Source organism: Pilimelia columellifera subsp. columellifera (assembly GCF_039532605.1).
GTDB classification, from domain to species: Bacteria; Actinomycetota; Actinomycetes; order Mycobacteriales; family Micromonosporaceae; genus Pilimelia; species Pilimelia columellifera.
On the sequence record NZ_BAAARY010000020.1, the window covers coordinates 25118 to 49659 of the forward strand.

Below are 24542 nucleotides of genomic sequence, written 5' to 3' on the forward strand. Positions count from 1 at the left end.
GGCGGCCAAACCAGGGGCATCGGCTCAGGTGGGAGGGCCCGGCCCGGCGTGTCGCCGGTCACCCGGTGGGGGTGGGCAGGGTGGTGCTCATCGTCGGACCGACGCCGGCCCGGCCCGACAGCGGGGTGACCAGCCCCAGTCCGGCCGCTGTGACGCCCGGAAAGACCGCGTTGATGTCACCGAGCCCGCACCGTCGTTGCAGGATCTCGGCGATAACCGCCCGGTAGTCGGTGGTCCCGGCCAGGTCGCCGCCGACGAGTTGGGCTGGCGCCAGTCCCGGCCAGCGGCCGTGCACCCGGCCGCCCCGGACGCCGCCGCCGAGCAACAGCATCGCGTTGCCGTGCCCGTGGTCGGCGCCCCGCGAGCCGTTCTCGGCGACCCGTCTGCCGAACTCGCTGAGGGTCAGCAGGGTCACCCCGGCCAGCCCGGTCGGCCCGAGATCGGCGGCGAACGCGGCGAGCGCCGCCGCCACGTCGGCCAGGTGGTCGTGGAGACGCTGCCCCTTGACGGGCGTGCCGATGTTCTCGTGGAAGTCCCAGTCGCCAAAGTCCACTGTGGCGGCCATCAGCCCGACCTTGGCCTTGACGAGCCGGGCGACGTCGCGCAGCGCGGCGCCCAGCTCGCTGTCGGGGTAGACGGCGCCGTTGGCCGGGGTGTAGCCGGCGGAGCGCAGCGCGGCGGTGGTGGCCAGGGCGGAGTCGACGGCGGCGGCGGGGGTCGCCATCGCGGGCGGGGCGTCGTCGTAGAGGGCCCGCAGGGTGGCCGCCATCGGGCGCCCCGCAGCCTCGCCGGACAGCGCGAAGTCGTCGAGGGACCGGACACTGAGGTCGGGGGTGGGCCCGGCGAACGCCCGCGGCGTCATCGCCGAGCCGACGGCGACGCCGTTGAACGGGCTGGTGGCGCCGTTCACGCCGAGCATCCGGTCGAGCCATCCGGTCCGCAGCGAGGTGCCGGCGGCGGCCCGTTCCATCTCCTCCATCGCCTGGAAGTGGGACCGGGTGGGGTTCGGCTGTCCGACGGCGTGGACGGCGCCGAGCGTGCCTGCCTGCCAGAACGGCAGCAACGGCGCCATCGCCGGGTGCAGGCCGAACATGACGTCCGCGCCGAGCAGCATCGACCTGGGCACGCCGATCTGCGGGCGGGCCAGGTAGTAGTTCGGGTCGCCGTGCGGGACGACGACGTTGAGCCCGTCAAAGCCGCCGCGCAGCGACAGCACGACCAGGACGTCGCCCTGGTAGCCAGAGTCGGCGAAGGCCAGCGAGGTGGACAGGGTGTCGGCGGCCAGCCCGCCGAACGCGCCGGCGGCGCCGACGGCCAGGGCGCGGCCGAGCAGGCCGCGTCGGGTCATTCCGGTGGCCCGCTCGTGTTCGGGGCAGCCGCAGGGTGTGGTCATCGTGAGGGTCACCTGGCCTGGAAGTAGGGGGAATCGAGGATGAGCGCGACCAGGTACGGGAACGCCCAGGTCGCGGCGGCGTCGGTGGCGCGCAGGGCGCTGCCGGGGGTTTTGCCGTAGAAGGCGGCGAGCGCCGTCCGGTGTCGTTCGGCGACGACCACGCCGAGCAGCCGGCGGGTCAAGGCGTCGACCAGCCCGCCGTAGGTGGCCGGCAGCGGCCCGGCCAGGTGCGCCAGCATCGACGCGGGGCGGGTGAGCTGTTTGGGCCACCAGCCGGCGGCGAGGTTGAGGTTCTCGTTCCATCGGCCCAGGAGTCCGGCCGGTGACGCCCAGGCGGCCGCGACATCGGGGTAGCCGTTTGGCGGGTGCCAGGCCATGGGCGCCTGACCGAGGGAGTCGACCATCCAGTACAGCGAGCGCAGCCCGTGCCAGCCCGGGTTGCTGACGGTCTTCTGCTCGGGGGCCAGCCCGAGGGCGCGGATGGTCGCGATGACGCCTTCGTACGGGGTCCGGACCTTGCCCCCGGCGGCGGCGGCGAACTCGGCGGATCTGAACAGCTCCCGCAGCACCGGCTTGATCGCCGTCCCGTTCGCCAGGTACACGGCCGCGAGCCGGTCGACAAGCGGTTGCGGCGGGTCGTCGGCGACGAACCGCACGCACAGTTTGCGGGCGAGGCGGGCAGCTGTCGCCGGGTGCGACGCGAGGTGATCGAGCATGGCCATCGCGGCGGCCTCGCCGCCGCCGGCGGTGCTGTTGGCGTGGCTGAAGCCGAGCACCTTCACCGCCCCGACCGCGTGGCTGGTGGACGAGTACCGGTACAGCCCGTTGTTGGTGTCGGTGGTGAGTCCGGTGAGGAGCCGGGCGGCGTTCTGCACATCGTCCTCGGTGTGGATGAGGCCGACGGTGTGCAGCTCCATCAGCTCGCGGGCGTAGTTCTCGTTCGGCCGGGTCTTGGTGGACGAGCGGTTGTCCAGGTAGTTGAGCATCGCCGGATGTTTGGCGCTGGCCTTGAGCATGTCCGCGAATCGGCCCAGGGTGTGCGGGCGGATGACGGCGCGGTCGTAGTCGGGCCGGTTGTCCCAGCCCTGGTCGAACGGGCAGGTGACGTTGAGGTGGTTCGACCAGAAGTCGACCATGACCTCGAAGAGCTGTCGTCGGCTCCAGGCGGCGCGGGCGACGGCCGCGTAGCCGACCTGGTACATCGCCTCCCACCCGTACTTGACCATCCGCCCGGCGGTGACCTCGCCACGGACCTGGGTGATCGTCATGCGGGCCATGGGCAGGCGGGTGAGCAGGTCGTCGCAGACCGGGTCGGCGATGGCGGCGGGGTCGAGTTGGCGCTCGATCCAGGCGGCGGCGCCCAGGGTCCGGACCTCGGTGAGGGATTCGGGGGTGGCGCCGTAGGTGGCGCGGCGCAGCAGGTGGGTCAGGGGGTCGGCGTCGACGAGGCCTGACGCGAGCGTCGTTCCGGTGGTGTTCGCGCTGGCCGTGGGCAGTCCGGCGGCCGCCGCTGTGCCGGCCGGCGCCGCGCTGGGAGTCAAAGGCGTCGCGCTGGGAGTCAGCGGCGCGGCGCTGGGGGTCAGGGCGGCGACGCCGGCCGCGCCGTTCATCGCCGCGCCGCCGGCGGGGGCGCCGGTCACGGGCCGGCCCAGCAGTCGGGTGGCGCCGAGGACGCCGAGCCCGGCGGCGGCCGCGCCGGTGAGGACGTTGCGGCGGGACGTGCTGTGCTTGGTCATTGCCCATTGATCGACCGGCGCGGGGGGTGTCCTGATGTTCTGGCGGCGGGCGCCACCCACCCGCAACCGGTCTGCACCCGGTGCGGCCTACTGCCGGGGCTGCTGGGACTGCCACCACACCAGTACCGGCGGCGCCGTCAGCTCCAGAACGGTCGCCGCCTGGAATAGCAGGTGGGGCTGCCCGTGGACCGCCATGGCCAGCAGCCGGGCGAGCCCACCGACGAAGACAGTCGCGCACAGGGCCCGCAACGGCCAGGTAGCGCGCTCGACCCTCGGGATGATCCACACGATGAGCAGTCCAGCTGCCAGCCAGAACGTGGCGAAGTAACGGTAGTTGCTCTCGATGTTCGCGTCGGCCGTCGGCCGCCCCGGAAGAACACCTACCCCCAGAAGCAGGTCCATCAGACCGGTGACGAGCGGAATGCAGGCCAGCGCCCCCAACGTGATTTGCAGGCCGATCCGCGACCTGCCACCGGAGCGCCCGCTGCCCGGCGTCGCGGTCGGCCGACGGTCCGCCGGGTCTGTGACGCTCATTGGACTCCCTCCGTGACCGGCCGCGGGGCCCGGCCGTCTGCCGGCATCCTGTCACCGGCGGGCTCCCGGCGCTGTCCCGAACTCCGCGGGAGGCGCCGCGACATCCGCGGACATTGGCGCCGGGTGGCACGCACGTTGCCCGCTGCCTGGCGCCGGGCGCGATCCTCTGGCACCATCGAGCCCGTGACCGCGCCGACGACCGCCGCCCGGGCCTCCCGGCTCGCTGACGGCTGCGGCCCCGCCGGCCACGTTCTCGCCGGGCCGGCCCTCGTCGGGCCGCACGATGGGGGCGTTCGGCTGGTCAGCCGCCGGCACATCGACCTCGGGCGCTTTCGCAGCGCCATCTGTCCGGCTTCCTGAACCGCCGCCGGGATCCGTTACCGGACGCGACGCGTGAGCGCGCCTTCGCTCCGGCGGCTGGTCAGCCCCGCCGCCCGGCGGCCGCGACCTGACCGGACCTCCGCGACGCGGTCGCGGACCCAGCCCCGAGGACGCCATGCCCAGCTCAGCGCCAACGCCCGAGCAACTTGCCGAGATCTTCGACCACGCCCTGGACGCCTACCCGTCCGAGTGCTGCGGCTTCGTCCGCGTCAGCGGGGCCCGGCGCTGCCGCAACATCCGTGACCAGTGGCACGGGCGGCGGGACGACGCCGGCGACCGCACCACCGCCACCGGATACGCGTTCGACCTCGGCGCGCTCCAGGAGCTGGCTGACTCCTTCGACGGGGACGACCCGGTGCTGGTCGTCTACCACTCCCACCCGGACGTGGGCGCGTACTTCAGCGACGAGGACGCCCGGTTCGCCGTTCTCGACGGTCAGCCTGTGTACCCGGTCGACCACCTGGTCGTCGACGCCACCGCCGACGGGGCGCGCGGCGCCAGGCTGTTCCGGTTCGTGCCGGAGCGGGGCCGCTACGTCGCGGTGGAGACGTTCGGCGCCCCGCGTCCCGAACGCCTGCCGTGACCCCGAACGCCTGCACCGACCCCGAGCGCGTTGGCAAGATCTACGAAGGAGCGACAGATGAGCGTCACCGTCACTATTCCGACCATCCTGCGCCCGGTCACCGGGGGCGAGAAGACCGTCCACGGGGTCGGCTCGACGTTGGCCGGCCTGCTGGCCGACCTCGACGGCCGGCACCCTGGCCTGTCCGGCCGGCTCCTTGACGCCGAGGGCGCGCTGCACCGATTCGTCAACGTCTACGTCAACGACGAGGACGTGCGCTTCACCGGCCAGCTCGACACGCCGGTCGGCGACGGCGACACGGTGACGATCCTGCCCGCGGTCGCCGGCGGCTGACCGGCCGCTGCCGCCCCAACTGGACCCGCCGTCGATGACCCGCTCCGCCCATGACCCGCTGCCGTCCCAATGATTCGTGAGGTCTGACGTGTCACTGCCACCGCTGGTCGAGCCGACCGCCGAACTGTCCATCGACGAGGTCCGCCGCTACTCCCGGCACCTGATCATTCCGGATGTGCGGGTAGAGGGTCAGCGCCGGCTGAAAGCCGCCCGGGTGCTCTGCGTGGGCGCCGGCGGACTGGGTTCGCCCGCGCTTATGTACCTGGCCGCCGCGGGCGTGGGCACGCTCGGGATCGTGGAGTTCGACACGGTCGACGAGTCGAACCTGCAACGGCAGATCATCCACGGCCAGTCGGACATCGGACGTCCGAAGGCCGAGTCCGCCGCCGCGTCGATCAGGGAGATCAACCCGCACGTCGAGGTGGTCCTTCACCCGGTCGCTTTGGATCGGGAGAATGTCCGGGAGATCTTCGCCCAGTACGACCTCATCGTCGACGGCACCGACAACTTCGCCACCCGGTACCTGGTCAATGACGCGGCGGTGCTGCTCGGTAAGCCGTACGTGTGGGGTTCGATCTACCGGTTCGACGGGCAGGCTTCGGTGTTCTGGGCGGAGCACGGCCCCTGCTACCGCTGCCTGTATCCCGAGCCCCCGCCGCCCGGCATGGTCCCCTCGTGCGCCGAGGGCGGGGTGCTCGGCGTGTTGTGCGCGTCGATCGGGTCGATCCAGGTCACCGAGGCGATCAAACTGCTGACCGGGATCGGCGAGCCGCTGGTCGGCTCGCTCATGGTGTACGACGCGCTGGAGATGAGTTACCGCAAGATCAGGGTCCGCAAGGACCCGGCCTGCGACCTGTGCGGCCCCGACGCCACCCAGACGGACCTGCTGGCCGACTACGACGACTTCTGTGGCGCCCTCTCCGCCGAGGCGGCCGACGCCACGGCCACCGCGACCATCACCGCCGTCGAGCTGCGCGAGTGGCGCGACGCCGGCAAGGACTTCCTGCTCATCGACGTGCGGGAGCCGGCCGAGTACGACATCGTCCGGATCCCCGGCAGTCAGCTTGTTCCCAAGGGGGACATCGTCTCCGGGGCCGCTCTGGCGGGGCTGCCGCAGGACCGGCAGCTCGTCCTGCACTGCAAGTCGGGCGTCCGGTCCGCCGAGGCGCTGGCGGCGCTGCACGCTGCCGGGTTCCGCGACGCCGTCCACGTCCACGGCGGCGTCCTGGCCTGGGTGCGCGACGTCGATCCCAGCCTGCCGACCTACTGATCCGCACCGGCCACCCCCACCGAGAGCTGACGACATGGCGCGCTACGACAATCCGCTCGACGCCAGCGGCGATACCCCGCTGGTGCGGCTGCGCTCGCTGGCCCCGCAGACGGCGCCCGGGGCCCCCGAGGTGCGGGTGTGGGCGAAGCTGGAGGACCGCAACCCGACCGGCAGCGTCAAGGACCGGGCGGCGCTGGCCATGGTCGCCGCCGCCGAGGACGACGGCCGGCTCAAGCCCGGCGCGACGCTGCTGGAGCCGACCAGCGGGAACACCGGCATCGCCCTGGCGATGATCGCCGCGGTGCGCGGCTACCGGCTGATCTGCGTCATGCCCGAGAACGTCTCTCCTGAGCGGGTGTCGCTGCTGACCGCCTACGGCGCGCAGATCGAGTTCTCCCCGGCGGCTGGCGGCTCCAACGGGGCGGTCGCCAAAGCCCGTGCGATGGCGGCTGAGAATCCCGAATGGGTCCTGCTGTTCCAGTACGGCAACGAGGCCAACGCCCGCGCCCACTACGAGGGGACCGGCCCGGAGGTGCTCCGCGACCTGCCGACGGTGACCCACTTCGTCGCGGGCCTGGGCACCACCGGCACCCTCATGGGGGTGGGCCGCTACCTGCGTGAACACCAGCCGGGCGTGCAGATCGTCGCCGCCGAGCCCCGGTACGGGGAGCTGGTGTACGGCCTACGCAACATCGACGAAGGCTACGTGCCGGAGCTGTACGACGCGTCGGTGCTCAGCCGACGGTTCAGCGTCGGCGCCGAGGACGCCGTCCGGCGCGCCCGGGAGCTGCTGCGAGGCGAGGGGTTGTTCGTCGGGCTGTCATCCGGGGCGGCGGCGCAGGTGGCCGCGGTCCTGGCCCGGCAGGCGGCGCGGGACGGCAGGGCCGCCGACATCGTCTTCCTGGTGGCCGACGGCGGGTGGAAGTACCTGTCGACTGGCGCCTACACCGGCGACGCCGACGACGCCGTCACCTTGCTGGCCGGGCAGGTCTGGGCGTAGGTCCTCGGCGGGCCAGCGCCACCCCGCCGAGGACCAGGCCGACGCCGATCATCGCGGACGCCGTGAGGGTCTCGCCGAGCACGAACCAGCCCAGCGCGGCGGCCACCAGCGGCAGCAGATAGGTGACTGTCGACGCGACTGCCGGGCCGTCGGCTTCGATGAGACGGTAGTTGAGCAGGTACGCCAGGCCCGTGCCGACGACGCCGAGAATAAGCAGGCTCACCACGGCGTCCGCCCGCCACCGGGGCGGGTCCATCCCGGCGACCGGCATCGCCAGCCCCAGCAGCGCCGAGCCGGCGATGAGCTGGCTGGCCGCCAGGACCATCGGCGGGATGCCGCGACCGGTCAGATACCGACCCATGTAGACGTAGCTGACGCCGTAGCAGAGCGCCGCCCCGACGATGGCCAGGCCACCCCAGCTGGCGAACTCGCCGGCGGACTGCCACGGGGCGAACATCACCACAACTCCGACGAAACCCACGCCGAACCCCGCCGCCTTCCACACCGTCACCTGACGATCGACGCCCGCGAGGAAGGCCAGCGCCAGGGTCCACAGCGGGGTGGTCGCGTTGATCACCCCGGCAGTGTTCGAGCCGATGGTCTGCTCGCCGATGCCGAACAACACGTACGGGATCGCGTTGGCGACCAACGCCGCGACGAACAGATGCCCCCAGACGCCACGCTCGCGTGGCAGGCTCAGCCCGCGCGCGAACACCAGCGGTGTCAGCACGAGGGCGCCGAGCAGCAGCCGGACGAAGACGATCTGCACCGGATTGAACCCGCGCAGGGCCAACTTGATCGCCAGGAAACCGGAGCCCCACACCAACGCGAGACCAATGAGGTCCACCAGGCCGGGCAGACTCAGGCCAGGCAGGCTAAGCCCGGGCCGTCCGGCTGCCGCCGGCCCGGCGATGGGAACCGGCCCGCTTCCGGGACCGGTCCGGCTCGGGCCCGGTCCTGGCGTCGTCATCCGGGACAGCCTAGCCAGCGCGCACGCGAGCTTGCGACGCGTCCAGGCGTCCCACGGAGCGCCGTGCTGCATCGTCGGTTCGTCGGGCACATCCTGAACCCCACCCTCACCGCGGCGCCAACGTTCGCCGGCATCACCACCGAGCCCAAAGGCTGCCTGTCCGTGCCGGGCGTGGGCGCCGACCTCGCCCGGCCGTCGCTGGCTACGGTCGACGGCTTCGATCGCAACGGCGTGCCGCAAGTCAGCCTGACCGGAGCATCGCGTCCTGCTCAGCGTCTGGCATGAGCTCCCGCACCTCCTGTGTGCAGCGGCAAGCCACGGCAATCTTCGCGGCCCAAGCCAGCGCCTCCTCGCGTGAGGCCACGTCGACGATCGAGAACCCGCCGATGACCTCCCTGGTCTCCGGGTAGGGGCCGTCGGTGACCGTCCCGTCCGGGGCCACGACGCTCGCCCGCTGCCGTTCGAGCCCGGCGCCGAACACCCAGACCCCGGCGAGGTGGGCCTCCCGGACAACCGCGTGCGACGCCTCGCCCACGTCGGCCCAGTCCTCGTCGGGGATGTGGTCCATCGCGCCGTCGATGAACGAGATCAAGTACCGGGTCGTCACATGCTCCCTCTTCGAGGCGGCTCCACGACCGCCACTCAGATCGCCGCAACACGCAGGCGGTTACCGTCCGGATCTTTCAGGTGGACCTCCCGCCCCCATGGGGCTTCCTCGATGGGCGCCCTGAACTCGGTCGCCACCGCCTCCAGATCCGTGACATAGAGATAAAGAAGCGTGTCGGGTCGAGCGTCGCCGCGATGCTCGGACAAGAAAATCTGCATCGACCCACGCGAGACGCACAGGAACAACGGGAAGCCCGGCTCGAACCGATGTTCCCACTGCCAGACGAAACCGAGCCGTCCGTACCAGGCGGCAGACGTTCGAGCATCCTCCGCGCGAAGGATGGGCGTGAGGTTCTCATCCATCCCGTCATCGTGGCAGACCGACAGCCGTGGCGGGGGTAGGGATCTCCCCGATGCTGGCGACAACCGCCTCGCTCGAGACTGTCCCGTACCGGGCGGCCTCCCACTGCCCGCCGCCACAAGGGAGGCCTGGTACCAGGTGCGCTGCGAAGAGCTGATGGCAGGACAACGGCGCCCGCCGACCGCGGAGCGCGTGCCACGCCCGTGAAGCCGCCGCCAGAGCGCCGAACGCTGTCGGCAGAATCGGGTGGGACACCGCTGCGGTCGGCGGAGCGGTGTCGTCGTGCCGATGGTGAGGATGGGCGACATCCGGGCGCAGATCGACGCCGCCTTTGAGTCGGTGGCAGCAGCTACCACGATGATGGACATGGCCCCGGCTACGACCGGGTCATGAACCTCGGCCTGCGACTTGGCGCCGGAGAAGACGTCCAGCTACCCGACGGCTGGACACGCTTCGTCGGCCGGTCCTGGCTCAGACCGCATCGCCAGGCCGCCGCTGCGCCGCGGCGCAGCTGAGCGTCCGCCAACTTCGTCCCGGGATGGCGCCCTGAACGCCAACATCACAGGATCGTGGCCACCGCGCCGAGGTCTCAGGTCAGCGCCTGGTGAACCGATGGGCCGGCAGGACGACAGCGCGACGGGACCCCCGGAGGACACTTATGCCCACCAGCGCCAATACCCGGACGGAGTACACCCTCGCCGACGAGGACCTGCGGTTGGTCGCCGATTCTGTCCCACACATCGTGTGGGTGGCCGGGCGGGACGGCCGAACGCTGTACGTCAACCGGTGGGCGCTGGAGTACGGCGGAAGCACCGGCGAAGTCGACCCTGCCGACGACTGGGTCGCGGCGGTGCACCCTGATGACGTCACGGACGTCTCGCGGGCGTGGCTGACGGCGAGCCGGAACGGCGCCGAGTACAGCATCGACTGCCGGTTGCGGCGTGCCGACGGCCAGTACCGCTGGCACCGCTTCCGGAACCTGCCCCTCCACGACGCTGAGGGGCGGATGGTTCGGTGGGTCGCCACCGCCACCGATATCCACGAGCAGAAGGAGCTTGAGGCCGGGCTGCGCCGCGCGCAGCAAGAGACCGCGCATGCGTTGGCTCGGCTTGAGATGCTGCTGTCCGCAGCGCCGGTGGGAATCGGGTTCACTGACTGGGATCTGCGCATCGTCCAGGTCAACGCCACGCTGGCCGCCATGATGGGCAGCGAGGTCGCCGCCGAGCTTGTCGGCCGCCCGCTCACCGAGGTCGCCGACAGGCTCTGGCCGACGGTTGGCCCGCTCTGCCGCCGTGTGCTGTCGGAGGGACGTCCCGCGCTGGGCGTCGAGGTCACCTGGGTGAGCCCCGCCGCCCCGGACGTCGTCCACTCCTGGCTGGCCAACTTCTACCCGTTGACCGACGACGGGCTGGTAATCGGCGTCGCGATGGCGGTCGTGGACATCACCGCGCGGGTCGAGGCGGAGCAGTTCCGGTCCGTGGTCGTGGACCATATGGCCGAAGGGCTGTGCACGGTAGACGAGCACGGCACAGTCCTGTCGGTCAATCCGGCGGCGGCGCAGATCCTGGGCCGCTCGCGGGAGGAGTTGTGCGGCCTGCCGGTGTCGCAGGCCATCCGGACCCTCTCCGGCGCCAGTGAGGATTGTGCGGTGGGAGCCGCGGTCGACGGCACGCAGACCGGCGCCACGACGATCGTGCAGCCCGACGGCGTCACTGTCGCCATCTCGTACTCGGTCGCCCCGCTGCGGCTGGGCGCGAAGGTCGGTGGTCAGGTGATCGTGTTCCGGGACGTGACAGCGGAGCAGGAGCGGCAGCGGCAGGAGATCGAGTCCCGGCATGACCAGAAGCTGGAGTCACTGGGTCGGCTTTCGGCCGGCATCGCCCACGAGATCAATACGCCGATCCAGTTCGTCGGTGACAACACCCGGTTCTTGGCCACCTCCTACCAGCAGATGCTGGACCTGCTGACGGTGTACCGCAAGTGCCTTGGCATCACCGGCGACGCGGTGGAGGGCGCGGCGCCGGTGCCGTGGGAGGACCGGCTTCGCCACGCCGCCGAAGCCGAGGAGGAGGCCGACATCGAGTACCTCACCGACGAGGTGCCGATCGCGGTCGCGCAGAGCCTGGAAGGCATCGACCGGGTGGCATCTCTGGTACGGGCTATGAAGTCGTTCAGCTACAAGGATGACGGCCATCCTGCGTACGCCGACATCAACAAGGCGCTGGAGACGACGCTCACCGTCGCCCGCAACGAGGTGAAGTATGTGGCCGACGTGCATGTCGACCTCGGTGACCTGCCCGAGGTGCTGTGCCACATCGGCGACCTGAACCAGGTATTCCTCAACCTGTTGGTCAACGCCGCCGACGCCATGCGGGGCCGGGATGGCCGCGGGCAGGTCCGGGTGGCGACCCGGCTGGTGGACGGAACGGCCGTGGTGACCATCGCCGACGACGGTTGCGGCATCCCGCCGGAGCTGCATGAGTTGATCTTCGAGCCGTTCTTCACCACCAAGGAGGTGGGCAAGGGAACCGGCCAGGGACTGGCGCTGGCGCGATCGGTGGTCGACAAGCACGGCGGTGCGATCTCGGTGCGCTCGGCGCCCGGCGAGGGCACCGAGATCGTGATCCAGCTGCCTGTCGGCGGCCGGACGGGAGTGCGGTCGTGACAACGCGAGTGCTTTTCGTCGACGACGAGCCGCGCATCCTCGACGGGCTGCGCCGGTCGCTGCGCGCGTACCGGCACAGGTGGGAGATGGCGTTCGCTACCAGCGGCGCCCAGGCCCTCGAAATGCTGGCCGCCACGCCGCACGACATCGTGCTGTCCGACATGCGGATGCCGGGGATGGACGGCGCCGAGCTGCTCACCAGGATCAGCCAAAATCATCCGGAGGTGGCCCGGGTGGTGCTTTCCGGGCACACTGAGCCGGCCGCCGCGATTCGAGTCGCGATCGCGGGGCACCGGTTCCTCAACAAGCCAGCAGACGTCGAGCAGGTGGCTGGCGTGATCACCGAGCTCACTGCCCGCCCGTCCCGTACCGCTGAGGTCGGTGACGAGGGCCAGCGTGTGCGACGGGCGGCCGGCGCCGTCCGCTCGCTGCCCACCCCGCCGGAGCATCTGGAACAGGTGAGGAAGCTGCTAGGCAGGCCCGATGGCGATCTCGCCAGCGCGGCGTACGCGGTGGCTCACAACGTTGGGCTGGCCGCGAAGTTGTTCCAGCTGGCGGCCTCGCCGTTCTTCAGCTCGCGAACGCGGGTCACTTCGTTGGGCAACGCGGTGGCCGCTGTCGGCTCGCCGACCATCCGAAGCCTGGCCGACACCGGAGAACTGCTGTGGCCGGGCCCCACCCCGCGCCTGGCGGAGACGGTACGGCAGGCCGTGGCCACCGCTGATCTGGTGGCCCTGATCGCGTCGCCGGGCAACCGCCCCTACGCGCATGCGGCGGCGCTCCTCCAGGACGTCGGCCGGTTCGCCCGGCAGCCCGCCGGGGATCCGGATGTCTCCACCAGGGCCGTGGGCGTTGAGCTGCTACGGCTGTGGGGCCTGCCGACGCCGGTGGTGGCTGCGGTGGCCCAACGTGACCGCGAGCACACTCCCGACGCGTCTGGGCTAGGCGTGGCGGCGGCCGTACGCGCGGCGTACCTGCTGGTGCAGCAGACCGACGCCCGCGATCCGGACGACGACGCGCACGACGCGGAGCTGGCCTCGCTGCTGGCACACCCGCAGCTCGCCAACGCCCCCACCGACTGGTTACGGGCGGCGGACGACGCAGCGGCCCGGGCCGAGGGCTGGACCGCTGGGCGGGAATCGCGCTCGGGGCGGGAGCGGCGCTCGTGACCGTGATCCTGGTTATCGATGACGACCCCGGAACGTGCCAGCTGCTGACCGACGCCCTGCAACACCAGGGGTACAGCGTTCAGACGGCGGGCGACGGGCTCGCCGGCCTGCGTACGTTCGAGGCCGTCCATCCCGACTTCGTGGTGCTCGACGCGGACATGCCACTCCTGGACGGCCACGCTGTCCTCCGGACCGTCCGCGACCGCGACGGGGACCCCGTGCCGGTGCTCATGCTGACCGCCGCGACACCATTGAACGGCGCCGCCCGGGCATGGCCAGACGGCGTGGACTACTGCCTGACCAAGCCGTTCACCCCAGATGAGGTGACCAAGCTGGTCAATAGCCTGGTAGGTGCTTGGTGGGCCGAAAACGAACAGTAGTGGCGGGAGATACTTCCCTGACCGGTCGCCGACCGTGATGCCTTCACATATGTTCAGGCGAACCACCCACGCGCGATTTGCCACAATAGAACGGTAGTGCGGAACCCGCGCCAAGAGGGGCAGATCGACAAGCACGCATACGGAACGCCGACGCTGGACCTGGAGGTTGCCATGACACAGCCACGCGTGCTGTGCCTCGACGACGAGGCATTCGTTCTGGACGGCCTGCGCCGCAACCTGCGTGGCCACTACGACGCTACGGTGACCACCGGCCAGGAGGAGGCCCTCGCCCTGCTGGCCGCCGAGCCGTTCGCGGTGCTCGTATCCGACATGCGGATGCCGGGCCTTTCCGGCGTGGAGGTGCTCGCCCGGGCCCGCCAGGTGGCGCCGGAGACCACCCGGGTGCTGTTGACTGGCCATGCCGACACCGAGAGCGCGCTGGCTGCGATCAACGAAGGCAGCGTCTTCCGCTTCCTCGTCAAGCCGTGCCCCGGGCCGGAACTACGGAGTGTGGTCGGGGCGGCAGCCGAGCAACACCGGCTGGTGATAGCCGAACGTGAGCTACTGCAAGCGACTCTCAAAGGCTGCGTAGACGCGCTCATGGACACCCTCGGCATGGCCCAGCCGGCGCTGTTCAGCCGCGCCGGCCGGCTACGGCGCCTCGCCGAGCGGCTGTGCTCAGCGTTGGGAGTCGTCGACAGCTGGCAGGTCGAGATGGCGGCACAGATCGGCGAGATCGGAGCCATCACGCTGCCACCATCGGCGCTGGCCTCGCTGGATGCCGGTACCGCCCCAGGCACACCGGCGGAGGCGGCCATGCTGGCCAGCCTGCCGAAGCTCGCCGACAGCGTGCTGGCGAAGATTCCCCGGCTGGAGGCGGTGCGGAAGATCATCCGACACCAGTTGCCCACCGACCGCACACCGTTCACCCCACTGGCCGCCGACGCCCCGGAGGGGGCACGGCTCCTGCAGGCAGTCCGGGAGTACGACGCGCTGGTGTGGCGCGGTATGCCGCCAGACCTGGCCCTGGCAACCCTGTCATTCCGGAAGATCCATGACGCCAAGACCGTGCGGGCGTTCGCCCAGGTGACCGGCATGCGGATACCCAACGAGACCGTGCGAGACATTGGCATCGACGACCTGCGGGTGGGTCATGAACTCGCAGACGAGCTGTACAGCGCTCGTGACGTGTTACTCGTCTCGCGCGGCCAAGTGGTGACGGAGCGGCTGCTACTGCGTGTGCACAACTACGAGACAACGCAGGGGCTGAAGGGCCGGATCCTCATCACCGATTCAGGGGATGAGAAGCCCGCCGAGCCAGTAGTAGAGGTTCAATCAGGGGTTCACATCTGATGCTTGACATACGCGCGGTGTTGGACAAGACCTTCGAGTCCGCCCACTACCGCTTCCACTCGACGAATGCGACTACCGACCCCGGCGGCCCGGTCATTCGCAGCCACGGCTACGTCGACCTGGCCAGCGAGACCGCGGCCGCCGTCACCGAAGCGCCGACCGCGGAAGACCCCAACGGCGCGATCTTCTCCTTCCTGCTCCAGAACCGCCTGTACCTCGACATCGACCTGGTCGAGGGCGACACCGACGGCGTCCCGGTAGACGGCCTGCTGGGCGTCGAGGCGGGCGCCCTGACCTGGCTGTACGGCGCTCGCGACATCCAGGAGCAGGCGGATCCGGCCACCGTGAACTGCACGATCGACGGCACTCTCGCCATCGCCCAGGCACCGGCTCACCTGGCCTCAGCGATGCGCGCCAGCGATCTCAGCAGTGTTCTGACCGGCAGGGCCGGCAGCGGCAGGGTCACCATTACCGACGACCGGATCAGCGCGGTGGAGCTCACCATTCCCACTGAGGATGGGGTCGACCTGCTTGTCAGCCTCTCCCTGGAGCCCACGTCGCCGCGCCGGGTGGACCTCGCCGAGGTGACCGGCAAGCGGTCCCCCCGAGACCTGTTCGAGGAGATCTGCGCCGATCGCGGCGATGAGTCCGACCGGTAGGCATGAACGCCGCCCACCTCACCCATGCCCGCCCAGAGCTCTCCGGTTCCACGCCGCCGCTGCCGGGCAGGTGCCGGCGGAGGGGCGCCGCCGATTCGCAGGCGGCGCCCATCCGGTCGTAGTAGCTACGGACACGGGACGGCGTTGACGCCTCCTTCGTTGGTTTGCAGGCCCATTGTGTGTGCGGTGAGAAGTTCCATTTGTGTCGTGGTCGTTGCGGTTAGGGTGACTCTTGCCTTGGCTTCGATGGTCACGTCACCGCATCGTGCTTCGGCGGGCGTGAGGTCAAGCACCGCGCGGGACGAGGCAAGGTGGTCGGGCTTGGTGATGTTGGTTGTAGAGCTGGCCAGAACGGTGCCACCGACGCTGTAGGTCAGTTGGGCGACCGCTTTGGAGCCAGGCTCACTGATCATCGGAGTTGCCTTGAGGTCAAAGCCCCTCAGCGCGTAGCCGCGACCGTCGGGCGAAATGATCTTGAACTTGACCGCGCACTCGGCAACCAGCCGGTTCGGGCGGTCGCCAGCGTTCTTGACCACCTCGAATCCTTTGAATAGGAGATCGAGCTGGGACCGCAGATCCTGTCCTGGTCCTGGAGCGGTCTCTGTTTGGTGGGCCGGACAACCGTTACCTGCGAAACTCACCAACTTGATCAACGGATCCACCGGTAGTGGGGCGGCCGCGGCAGGTGCCGCGAGGCCCGCGACAGCCGTCGCGACTGCTGCCAGAACGACCGGCAAACGGCGGGTGCGGACATTGACGCCGCGGCCCGGCCGCGTTACGTGTCGTTCGCCTATGCGTGCTGTCGATGTCATGGCGGTCCCTTCCGAGGGCGCCGGAACGGGCGTCCCGGGTTGCCAGGAGCGTCGCTGGCGCCGCCTCATGCTGACGCTGACCTTTGGCGCCACCGACGTCGCGACGATCCGCTTCGCCGTCTCGCCGCTGTGGGAGCTGGTTGCCAGTATCCGGGTGGCCGCCGACCCCGGCGGGCACGCCGTTCACCTGCCATGGGTCCGTCGGCACCGAAGTGCCGCGGCGACCGCGCCGGTCCTGCGCACCCTCGCCTGCGGCGCCCGGCGTCGCACCCCCGGCTTCCTCGCCCCAGCGCCGCGCTCACCGGTGGTCGAACCGGCCGCCGAGATTGACTCGGTGCGGCATACGCCACCAGAGCTGGTACGACAGGACCTTGAGCGGGTGTTCGGCGCCGCCCGACCCCTGGCCCTGGACGCGCTGTACGAGGACCCGGCCGCCCACCTGCCGACGCTTGCCGACGCGCTTCACGGCTACTGGCAAGCCGCGTTGGAACCGCACTGGCCGCGGCTGCGTGGGCTGCTGGAGCACGACGTCGTCCATCGAGCCCGCCAGATCGCCGACGGCGGCCCGGCCGGAGTCTTCGCCGCACTGCACCAGGACGTCGTCTGGTCCGACGGCCAACTGCGGGTCGACCTGCCCGCCTTCGGCGATACCCACCGACTGGCCGGGCGCGGCCTGGTGCTGGTCCCGACCGCATTCGGCTGGCCCCGCGTCCATGTCAAGGCCGCGGAGCCCTGGGCGCCGGTGCTGCGGTATCCGGCCCGTGCTGTCGGAACGCTGTGGGAAGGCACACCGGGCGGCGTCGACCTGGCGGCGAGTCTCGGGAGAACCCGCGCCCATCTGCTGTCGCTACTCGACGAGCCGCTAACCACCACGGCCCTCGCCCGGATAAGCGGGCTCGCGCCGGCCGGTGTCTCGGCCCACCTGCACCGGCTGCGCCGCTCCGGCCTGGTCACCGCCCATCGCATCGGACGGACCGTCGCCTACGCCCGCACCCCTCTGGCCCACGCCTGGTGCTCCCGACAGCCAGATCCCTAACCGGCGCGGCAATCAGCATGATGATTCACCGTGGCGCGAATCCATGGCGGCGGCGCCACGGCGCCAGCGACGCTCCTGGCAACCCGGGACGCCCGTTCCGGCGCCCTCGGAAGGGACCGCCATGACATCGACAGCACGCATACTCACCGGCGGGATGCCGTGGCAGCCGCCACCAGCCCGACGCCTCGCGGAGCGGACCCTGCGCGCGGCCGTGGCCGGTGGCGTCCAGCTGATCGACACCGCTGACAGCTACGCCCTGGGCGCCAACGAGGAGTTCATCGCCGACATCCTGGCCCCGTACCCGCCGGAGCTGCTGATCGCGACCAAGGTCGGCCAGTGTCGGCCAGGTCCGGGCCAGTGGGTGCCGCTGGGGCGGCCGGAGTACCTACGCCAGCAGGCCCAGCTCAGCCTGCGCCGGCTGCGAGTCGACACGCTCGACCTCCTCCAACTGCACCGACTGGATCCGGCCGTGCCACTGGAAGACCAGGTCGGGACCCTCGCCGAGCTGCGCGACCAGGGGTTGGCCCGCGAAGTCGGCCTGTCCCAGGTGACAGTCGAGGAGTTGGAGCGCGCCTGCGCGATCACCCCGATCGCCGCTGTACAGAACAAGTACTCCATCTCCCACCGCGACGACGCCGTGCTCGACTGGTGCGCCCAGCGGGGCATCACGTTCCTGCCCTGGCGGCCCCTGGAGATCTCCGACACGGACGCCCCCGTCCTGGCCGAAGTCGCGGCCCAGTACAACTGCTCAACCACCCGGGTAGCCCTGGCCTGGCTGCTCCACCGATCACCGGCGCTGGCGCCGATCCCCGGAACGAGCCGCCCCGAACACCTGGCCGACAACCTGGGCGCCTCGGTGCTCCACCTCGACCCAGTGCACCTGACCCTGCTCGACGATCAGCACCCGCCGAACAAGCAGTGCGCGCAACCGGCGGCGGCCTGAATCGAAGCAGCGCCGGGTTTTGACGCGCGGCGGCGTCACACCGGGCGGGGGTGACGGTGCGCACCCCCACCCGGTGACCGATTCAGTGCGCCCCGACTCCGGTGAGCGCACGGTGCTCCAGCGCGGTGAACGCGGCATCCTCCTCGGCGTCCCGGCGGCGCCGGCTGGTCAGCGCCCCGAGCGCCGCGAACGCGAACCCGGCCGGAATGGACACCAGGCCCGGGTTCTCCAGCGGGACCGGCGCCACGGCGGTGCAACTGAACAGCGCCGTCGGATTGCCGACCGACCTGGCGCCCGCGTCCACGCCACACGTCGCCGCCTGCTTCGCCGTCAGGGTCACGGCCGGCTTGGTCGCCGACGCCCCGCCCCAGCAGATCGGGCTCAGCAGGACCACGCCGACGGCGGTTACCAGCCCGCCGACGATGCCCCACACCGCGCCGCGGGTGGTGAACCGCCGCCAGAACAGCGTGAACAGGATCACCGGCAGGTTCGCCGACGCCGCGATGGCGAACGCGAGCGCCACCAGGAACGCCACGTTCAGGTCGCGGGCGAACGCCGACAGCCCGATCGACAGCCCGCCGATGACGACGGCGGCGAGCCGCGCCACCCGCATCTCCCCGCGCTCGTCGGAGCGCCCCTTGCGGATCACGTTGGCATACAGGTCGTGGGCCACCGACGAGGACGCCGCCAGGGTCAGCCCCGCGACCACCGCCAGGATCGTCGCGAACGCCACCGCGGCGATGAACGCCAGCATCAGCGCCCCGCCGGTAGTGCCCGCGCCGCCGCCGAGGGTCTCGGCGAGCAGCGTCGCGGCGGTGTTGCCGCTGGGGTCCGACTTCTTGATCGCCGCGCCGCCGACCAGCGCCGCCGCGCCAAACCCGAGCACGAGTGTCATCAGGTAGAACGCCCCGATAATGCCGATCGCCCAGATGACGCTGCGGCGGGCCGCGCGGGCGCTGGGCACGGTGTAGAAGCGGATCAGGATGTGCGGCAGTCCGGCGGTACCGAGCACCAACGCCAGCCCGAGCGAGATCAGGTCCAGTTTGCTCCACGCGTCGGTGGCGCCGTACTTGAGGCCCGGTTCGAGGAACGCCAGCCCCTTGCCCGACTGCGCGGCGGCCGCGCCCAGCAGCTCGGACACGTTGAAATGGTACTTGGCCAGCACCAGGACGGTCATCAGCGCGGCGCCGGCCATCAGCAGCACCGCCTTGACGATCTGCACCCAGGTCGTGCCTTTCATCCCGCCGACGGTGACGTAGAAGATCATGAGGGCGCCGACCCCGGCGATCACCCAGACCTTCGCGGCGTCGCCGGTCACGCCCAGCAGCAGCGACACCACCGAGGCCGCGCCGACCATCTGCGCGACCAGGTAGAACGTCGACACCACGACCGTCGACACACCGGCCGCGGTGCGCACGGGGCGCTCCCGGAGCCGGGCCGCCAGCACGTCGGCCATGGTGTACCGGCCGCTGTTGCGCATCAGTTCCGCGACCAGCAGCAGCGCCACCAGCCAGGCGACGAGGAAGCCGATCGAGTACAGGAATCCGTCGTACCCGTTCAGCGCGATCAGGCCGGCGATGCCCAGGAAGCTCGCGGCGGACATGTAGTCGCCGCCGATGGCGACGCCGTTCTGCATCGGGGAGAACGACCGCCCGCCGGCGTAGAAGTCGGCTGCGCTGCGGGTCTGCCGGCTCGCCCAGACGGTGATAGCGAGCGTGACGGCGACGAAGGCGAGGAACAGGGCGATGGTCATCGGGTGGCCTCCCCGTGGGTGGCGGACAGCTCAGTACCGGCGTCGTCGCAGCCAGCGGGGTCGGCGGTGCCAACGACGCCGGTGTCGTCCGGGTCGGCGTCGGCCGCGCGCAGGCGGTCGGCGAGCGGGTCGAGGCGACGGCGGGCGTAGGCGGCGTACCAGGCCGCGATGCCGAACGTCGACGCGAACTGGCCGATACCCAGCAGAAGCGCGACGTTGACGTTGCCGAACACGCGGACACCCATGAGGTCGCGGGCATACGCCGACAGCAGCACGTAAAGCAGGTACCAGACGAGGAACGCCACGGTCATCGGGAACGCGAACCGACGGAACCGACGGCGCAGGACCTCGATATCGGAATTGGTCGCCACGGCTCCTTCGCGTGATCGTGGCAGCGGCACCGGCCGCCGGCCCGTCCCGGGCTCCGGCGCGGCCGCTGCCGGCTGCCCCTCGGCTGGGGCGACAGCGGGATCTGGGGGGAAATTCATTGTGGAGACACTAGTGCCGGACGGGCGTCGCGGCGGCCGCGAAGGGCGCGACGACGGCGGGTTTCCTCGTCTGGTCCGGGGCCGCACATCGCTACGCCTACGCACAGGCGCGGAACCTGGCCGACGCCGAAACACCTCACGGGCTCGGCTCACCTAGATCAACGTGTCGGAATCGGTCCGTACGGTTGGCCAGTTCTGCCGCCTGTCCATCGGCAGTAGCCGATGGTGGTAATCCGATGCAGCCGGGTGCGCGTACCTCCTGTTATGACAGGCGTACCTGCCCACCGGTATGGACCGGGGTGGTGGGTAGAGGGATGGGAGAACACCATGGGTGGCTATTTCGTCGGGCGATCACAGATGGCACGAGGTGCGCGCCGCCGGAAGCGGGTGGTGGCTCTGGCCGGGGCGGTCGCGCTGCTCGGCGGGATACTCACGCTGACCAACGTGTCGTCCGCGGCTGAGGTGTCTGCTCCCGGCGGCGGCGCCAACGCCGGCAAGAATGCCGGAAAGAATGCCGGCAAGCAGGTTGAGTTCAGCGACGAGCAAGTTGATACGGCTCGCAGGAGGGCCGCCCAACTCGTGCAGAACTCACTCGGCGGGCTCAGCGATGCGGAAATTCTGCAGGTCATCGATGCGGGCATCGAGGCTGAAGGGGACGCCAAGAAGCGAGCGGCAGATGCCGGTGCTGACGGCAACACACAGGCCGTGTTGGCGGCGCAGGCCCGGGCGCGGGGGTCACTCGCGCTGGCGGCGCGGTTCCGCGCGGATGGGCAGGGCGGTGGACGGGGCTAGGTTCTGTCTCGCCGATCATGGCCGTCGGGTACGGCGCTACAGCGGTTGAAAGGCTGAGATCCGTCGGCGTGGCCTTGTGATCGATCTCGATGGTTTCGGTAGGCCGGGGGTATGAGGTACCCGGCTGGTGGTGGCCTGAACGCGGCGGCGCGGGTCCGGCGTGAGGAGATCCGGATCCAGGCCGCGACCATGTTCGAGGAGTCGAAATCGACCTCATAGATTGCTTCTGAACCGCCGGTTTCGGAGACGTCGGTGCCCGATGGCGGCACCAACAACTTAATCCGCTTACGCGCCTCCCGCCGCGCCGCCGACTCGCTGCGGGCCTCCCCCGGCGAGGAGTAACCCAGTACGGCGACTGGAAGCGGCAGCGTTGCTGTCAAATGTCGCAGAAATCGATCAGGCCCGATGCTCAATTGCATTGGGCCTGATCATAGTAGCGGGCCTCTGCGTCGGCAGGCGGGGTGCGGCCGTGGCGCTGCATGAGGCGGTGGTGGTTCTACCAGCCGACCCATTCGGCGGTGATGTGCTCGACTTCGGCGAGGGCGCGTAGCGGCCCTCGCCGGAAGGGCGAGTCGGCGACGCTCTCTGGTGGGCGAGCACCACGGTCACGACGGTCGGCTACGGCGACCGCTACCCCGTCAGCGCTGAGAGCCGGCTCGTGAGTGGGGTTGATCGGTACGAGATCGTCCGTTAAGGGGTAGCGGCCGGGCGGCTCTCGGGTCGGCGGGGTATGAGTGGGCGGCCGATGCTGGTCCGGACGATCGGTTGGCCAGCAACAACCACTGCCGCTTCTCCGTCGGGCAGGGTGACCCGCGACAGTTCTGGGTGGCCGGCTTCACCCAGCGCCGGGTCCTGCTGGAAGGGTGGTCGTACACGCCGCTGGCGAACCGGTACGAGATGGCGAACTCGTCGGTGCCAACAAGGTGCCGCGCTAGAACCCACCGCTGCTGTCGGCCAAACGACGCCCCGTTCACGGCGCCGCCGGTGGCCACGGTGGGCAGACTACGGGCGCGCTATGGCGTGCGGTGGCTGGTCGTGGACATCCGCCGGCCACACGATCCGACGGGCATTGCCAGGGTGGCGGAGCTTCGCCTCGCCACCGGCCAGGTGTCAATCTACCGGCTCCGGTGACCGGGCGGGTCCCGTTTGGTCGCCCGTGGGGGGAAGGCCGACGCCGGGAGCCATTGTGACCACTCCCCTGCATCGACCATAGTAAATGGACTCGTCCGCCTCGCCCCCCACCGAGGAGTTTCCGCATGCGCCTACCGGCCACAGCATCCGTGCTGCTCAGCGCCGCACTCGCCACCCTCAGCCTGTCCGCAGTACCGGTTGCCGCCGGGCCTGCTGGCGAGCACAACCGCACCGCGTCCGTCACCACGCCTGCCCCTACCGGGCCTGGCGCCGCGAAGCCCGGAGTCGACGATCTGGCCGGCATCATCGCCATGAGCGAGTGCTCCGCCGCGCTGGTCAAGTTCCGCAACGCACCCATGACCAACGCCGCGCTCATGCTCACCAACGGGCACTGCACTGGCGCCGACATCGGCCAGCGCTTCCCCAATGCCGGGCAGGTCATCGTGGACCGGTCCGCCAACCGGTCGGTCAAACTACTCAAGGCTGACGGCAGCACCGCCGCGACGCTGCGGGCCAACCGGATCGTGTACGACACGATGACCGACACCGACGCGGCGATCTTCCGTCTCGCCACGACCTATCAGGACATCAAGGCCAGGTACGGCATCGACGCCTTCATCATCGCCGAGCAGGGCCCCAAGCCCCAAGACCGGATCACCGTCTCGTCCGGGTACTGGAAGAAGCGGTACAAATGCAGCATGGACAAGCAGGTCTACCGCATCCGCGAGGACCAGTGGACGTGGAAGGAGTCGGTGCGCTACACCGCCGAGTGCGACACGCCGCACGGCTCGTCCGGCTCGCCGGTATTCGGCGACGCCAGCGGCGAGGTCGTCGCCGTCAACAACACCGGCAACGACGGCGACGCCAGGGCGTGCGCGATGAACAATCCCTGTGAGGTCGACGAGCAGGGCAAGGTCACCAGCGCGCCGAAGGGCATCAGCTATGCCCAGCAGACGTGGTGGTTCACCACCTGCGTCAACAGCGCCTTCGAGCTAGATCTGTCGGTGGCGGGTTGCCAGTTGCCCAAGCCAAAACGCCGCCCGTGATCCGTGGGGTGGGGCGGGGTGACAACCCACCCCGCCCCACGGCCCGTCGCGCATGTCTGAGCGCGCCACCACTGCTCGATACTCCGGTACCAGCGGAACGTCCCCGCCAGGCCCTCGGCCAACGGGCGGCGCGGGACGTACCGGGGTTGAGGAAGATCTCGTAATACCGATCCTCCTCAACCCCGGAAGTCCAGATTCTCAATCCGATGTCGTCGGCCAGCTCTCTGATCTGGGTCTCTGCGTGCGGTGTTATCTCACCAAGATGACGAATTCCTCAGCGGACGCTGACCTCACCGGACAGGTGTTGGGGGATAGCGCTGTTCGCGCCGCCGATGATCAGAGTCGGGACCGCAACATCGATCAAGCCGTCCCACCATGCCGGGTCAGGATCGTTGATCTGGGCGCGGATGGCGTTGACAGCGGTGAAGTCGAAGCGTGTGGGCGTGTCCGGCGGCTCAAGGGGCGGACGTCTCAGCGCGCCTTGCTTGGGTGCGGTCACGTCTTCCAAGACGAGGTGTGTGAGCAGGTGGGGCGCCTTCTGGGCCAGGAGGATCGCCACAGTGCCGCCCATGGAGTGACCGACGAGCACACAACGCGTGACATCGATCGTCTCCAGGAACGCGATCACGTCGTCGCGCATCAGTTCGAAGGAGTACTCGCCAGGGTGGGCGCTGCGGCCGTGACCACGAAAGTCGAGCGCGTATACGCGGTGCCGGGCCGCAAGCGCTGGCAGGACAGGTCCCCAGCCACGCTCATCTTCGCCGAGGCCGTGCAGCAACACCATCGACGCCGCCGTCGGGTCGCCGACAGCACGGTAGCCGAGCGTCGTCCCGTTCACCCTGACCGTTGCAAGCTCTGTCTCGTGAATCTGAGTCACGCAGCCACGGTACCGGCCAGCATCACCCCCGCCCCGGGGTACATTCTCATGCCGCCATGGAGGCGCACGGTCCAGTCACGCCACAGCTCCGGCGCGGCGTGGTCCAGCAACCCTACCCTTACCTCATGCGGGTCACAGGAATCGATGAGCGGAGCCTGATCCAAGAGGGCATCGGTGCGAACTTCGTGGTGTTCATCTACGAGGGTGGTGACGGGGCGAACGAGCCCTGGTCGGTGGACAGCTACTTGCTGACTGACACAGACCTGCCCCA

26 protein-coding genes and 2 pseudogenes are annotated in these 24542 nt (G+C 70.2%); 17 read left to right on the top strand and 11 right to left on the bottom strand.

Features of this window, described 5'->3' with window-relative positions; genetic code table 11:
- Positions 1–58: 58 nt before the first annotated feature.
- The 3 genes from ABD287_RS16130 to ABD287_RS16140 all read right to left on the bottom strand — a co-directional run bounded on the left by ABD287_RS16130 (position 59) and on the right by ABD287_RS16140 (position 3663).
- Positions 59–1393, bottom strand: coding sequence for a DUF1501 domain-containing protein (locus ABD287_RS16130; RefSeq protein WP_344173941.1), 1335 nt, complete (start codon positions 1391–1393; stop codon positions 59–61).
- An 8-nt stretch (positions 1394–1401) separates the two neighbouring features.
- Positions 1402–3129, bottom strand: coding sequence for a DUF1800 domain-containing protein (locus ABD287_RS16135; protein ID WP_344173943.1), 1728 nt, complete (start codon positions 3127–3129; stop codon positions 1402–1404).
- An 87-nt stretch (positions 3130–3216) separates the two neighbouring features.
- On the bottom strand, positions 3217–3663 hold the full coding sequence (locus tag ABD287_RS16140; protein WP_344173945.1) for a DUF4345 domain-containing protein: 447 nt from the start codon (positions 3661–3663) through the stop codon (positions 3217–3219).
- A 183-nt stretch (positions 3664–3846) separates the two neighbouring features.
- Here ABD287_RS16140 and ABD287_RS16145 point away from each other — a divergent pair, with 183 nt between their 5' ends.
- From ABD287_RS16145 to ABD287_RS16165, 5 genes are all read left to right on the top strand, one after another.
- Positions 3847–4023 (top strand): hypothetical protein, encoded by a 177-nt coding sequence (locus ABD287_RS16145; protein ID WP_344173947.1) that lies wholly within the window; start codon positions 3847–3849, stop codon positions 4021–4023.
- A 136-nt stretch (positions 4024–4159) separates the two neighbouring features.
- Positions 4160–4627: a M67 family metallopeptidase gene (locus tag ABD287_RS16150; protein WP_344173949.1), complete on the top strand. Its 468-nt coding sequence runs from the start codon at positions 4160–4162 to the stop codon at positions 4625–4627.
- A 57-nt stretch (positions 4628–4684) separates the two neighbouring features.
- Positions 4685–4960, top strand: a complete 276-nt coding sequence (locus tag ABD287_RS16155; RefSeq protein WP_344173951.1) for a MoaD/ThiS family protein — start codon at positions 4685–4687, stop codon at positions 4958–4960.
- An 88-nt stretch (positions 4961–5048) separates the two neighbouring features.
- Positions 5049–6230, top strand: coding sequence for an adenylyltransferase/sulfurtransferase MoeZ (gene moeZ, locus ABD287_RS16160; RefSeq protein ID WP_344173953.1), 1182 nt, complete (start codon positions 5049–5051; stop codon positions 6228–6230).
- A gap of 34 nt (positions 6231–6264) precedes the next feature.
- Positions 6265–7230, top strand: coding sequence for a PLP-dependent cysteine synthase family protein (locus ABD287_RS16165; RefSeq protein ID WP_344173955.1), 966 nt, complete (start codon positions 6265–6267; stop codon positions 7228–7230).
- Here the strand turns inward: ABD287_RS16165 and ABD287_RS16170 are convergent.
- A complete protein-coding gene (locus ABD287_RS16170; RefSeq protein ID WP_344173957.1) occupies positions 7199–8200 on the bottom strand; it encodes a DMT family transporter in 1002 nt (333 codons plus the stop codon). The two genes, ABD287_RS16165 and ABD287_RS16170, sit on opposite strands and share 32 nt — an antisense overlap.
- Positions 8201–8263: 63 nt before the next feature.
- On the opposite strand from ABD287_RS16170, the gene ABD287_RS16175 reads away from it, so the two are divergent.
- Complete coding sequence (locus ABD287_RS16175) at positions 8264–8485, top strand: hypothetical protein (RefSeq protein WP_344173959.1); 222 nt, start codon at positions 8264–8266, stop codon at positions 8483–8485.
- On the opposite strand, the gene ABD287_RS16180 is transcribed toward ABD287_RS16175, so the two are convergent.
- Complete coding sequence (locus tag ABD287_RS16180) at positions 8442–8768, bottom strand: YciI family protein (RefSeq protein ID WP_344173995.1); 327 nt, start codon at positions 8766–8768, stop codon at positions 8442–8444. The genes ABD287_RS16175 and ABD287_RS16180 overlap by 44 nt on opposite strands.
- 74 nt (positions 8769–8842) lie before the next feature.
- Positions 8843–9169 carry a glyoxalase superfamily protein gene (locus ABD287_RS16185; RefSeq protein WP_344173961.1) on the bottom strand — a complete coding sequence of 109 codons (327 nt, stop codon included), beginning with the start codon at positions 9167–9169 and terminating at the stop codon, positions 8843–8845.
- A 656-nt stretch (positions 9170–9825) separates the two neighbouring features.
- On the opposite strand from ABD287_RS16185, the gene ABD287_RS16190 reads away from it, so the two are divergent.
- From ABD287_RS16190 to ABD287_RS16210, 5 genes are all read left to right on the top strand, one after another.
- The gene (locus tag ABD287_RS16190; RefSeq protein ID WP_344173963.1) at positions 9826–11832 is read left to right on the top strand and encodes a PAS domain-containing sensor histidine kinase; all 2007 of its coding nucleotides are present in this window, start codon (positions 9826–9828) and stop codon (positions 11830–11832) included.
- The gene (locus ABD287_RS16195) at positions 11829–13001 is read left to right on the top strand and encodes a response regulator (protein WP_344173966.1); all 1173 of its coding nucleotides are present in this window, start codon (positions 11829–11831) and stop codon (positions 12999–13001) included. The genes ABD287_RS16190 and ABD287_RS16195 overlap by 4 nt, the downstream gene beginning before the upstream one ends.
- Positions 12998–13381, top strand: coding sequence for a response regulator transcription factor (locus ABD287_RS16200; RefSeq protein ID WP_344173969.1), 384 nt, complete (start codon positions 12998–13000; stop codon positions 13379–13381). The genes ABD287_RS16195 and ABD287_RS16200 overlap by 4 nt, the downstream gene beginning before the upstream one ends.
- Before the next feature lie 171 nt (positions 13382–13552).
- Positions 13553–14734 carry a response regulator gene (locus ABD287_RS16205; RefSeq protein WP_344173971.1) on the top strand — a complete coding sequence of 394 codons (1182 nt, stop codon included), beginning with the start codon at positions 13553–13555 and terminating at the stop codon, positions 14732–14734.
- A complete protein-coding gene (locus tag ABD287_RS16210; protein ID WP_344173973.1) occupies positions 14734–15393 on the top strand; it encodes a hypothetical protein in 660 nt (219 codons plus the stop codon). Before ABD287_RS16205 ends, ABD287_RS16210 begins: the two co-directional genes overlap by 1 nt.
- 125 nt (positions 15394–15518) lie before the next feature.
- Here ABD287_RS16210 and ABD287_RS16215 read toward each other — a convergent pair whose 3' ends face one another.
- Positions 15519–16274, bottom strand: a complete 756-nt coding sequence (locus tag ABD287_RS16215) for a DUF4360 domain-containing protein (RefSeq protein ID WP_344173975.1) — start codon at positions 16272–16274, stop codon at positions 15519–15521.
- On the opposite strand from ABD287_RS16215, the gene ABD287_RS16220 reads away from it, so the two are divergent.
- Together ABD287_RS16220 and ABD287_RS16225 are read left to right on the top strand one after the other, a co-directional pair.
- Positions 16186–17241: a DUF5937 family protein gene (locus tag ABD287_RS16220; RefSeq protein WP_344173977.1), complete on the top strand. Its 1056-nt coding sequence runs from the start codon at positions 16186–16188 to the stop codon at positions 17239–17241. The genes ABD287_RS16215 and ABD287_RS16220 overlap by 89 nt on opposite strands.
- A gap of 121 nt (positions 17242–17362) precedes the next feature.
- Positions 17363–18184, top strand: a complete 822-nt coding sequence (locus ABD287_RS16225; RefSeq protein ID WP_344173979.1) for an aldo/keto reductase — start codon at positions 17363–17365, stop codon at positions 18182–18184.
- An 82-nt stretch (positions 18185–18266) separates the two neighbouring features.
- Here the strand turns inward: ABD287_RS16225 and ABD287_RS16230 are convergent, their stop codons facing one another.
- Complete coding sequence (locus ABD287_RS16230; protein ID WP_425565645.1) at positions 18267–19937, bottom strand: solute symporter family protein; 1671 nt, start codon at positions 19935–19937, stop codon at positions 18267–18269.
- Positions 19934–20308: a DUF485 domain-containing protein gene (locus ABD287_RS16235; RefSeq protein ID WP_425565646.1), complete on the bottom strand. Its 375-nt coding sequence runs from the start codon at positions 20306–20308 to the stop codon at positions 19934–19936. Before ABD287_RS16235 ends, ABD287_RS16230 begins: the two co-directional genes overlap by 4 nt.
- 444 nt (positions 20309–20752) lie before the next feature.
- Here ABD287_RS16235 and ABD287_RS16240 point away from each other — a divergent pair, with 444 nt between their 5' ends.
- Positions 20753–21217, top strand: a complete 465-nt coding sequence (locus tag ABD287_RS16240) for a hypothetical protein (protein ID WP_344173981.1) — start codon at positions 20753–20755, stop codon at positions 21215–21217.
- Positions 21218–21626: 409 nt separating this feature from the next.
- Here the strand turns inward: ABD287_RS16240 and ABD287_RS18605 are convergent.
- Positions 21627–21794, bottom strand: a pseudogene (locus ABD287_RS18605) (IS3-like element ISMysp3 family transposase); the annotation flags it as partial.
- Between ABD287_RS18605 and ABD287_RS16245 the strand changes: the two are divergent.
- From ABD287_RS16245 to ABD287_RS16255, 3 genes and pseudogenes are all read left to right on the top strand, one after another.
- Positions 21795–21881: pseudogene (locus tag ABD287_RS16245) on the top strand (ion channel); the annotation flags it as partial.
- A 101-nt stretch (positions 21882–21982) separates the two neighbouring features.
- Entirely contained in the window at positions 21983–22348 is a 366-nt protein-coding gene (locus ABD287_RS16250; RefSeq protein ID WP_344173983.1) for a hypothetical protein, read from the top strand.
- Positions 22349–22473: 125 nt separating this feature from the next.
- Complete coding sequence (locus tag ABD287_RS16255; RefSeq protein ID WP_344173985.1) at positions 22474–23394, top strand: trypsin-like serine peptidase; 921 nt, start codon at positions 22474–22476, stop codon at positions 23392–23394.
- 274 nt (positions 23395–23668) lie between these two features.
- Here the strand turns inward: ABD287_RS16255 and ABD287_RS16260 are convergent, their stop codons facing one another.
- Positions 23669–24178: an alpha/beta fold hydrolase gene (locus ABD287_RS16260; protein WP_344173988.1), complete on the bottom strand. Its 510-nt coding sequence runs from the start codon at positions 24176–24178 to the stop codon at positions 23669–23671.
- Positions 24179–24542 lie beyond the last annotated feature (364 nt).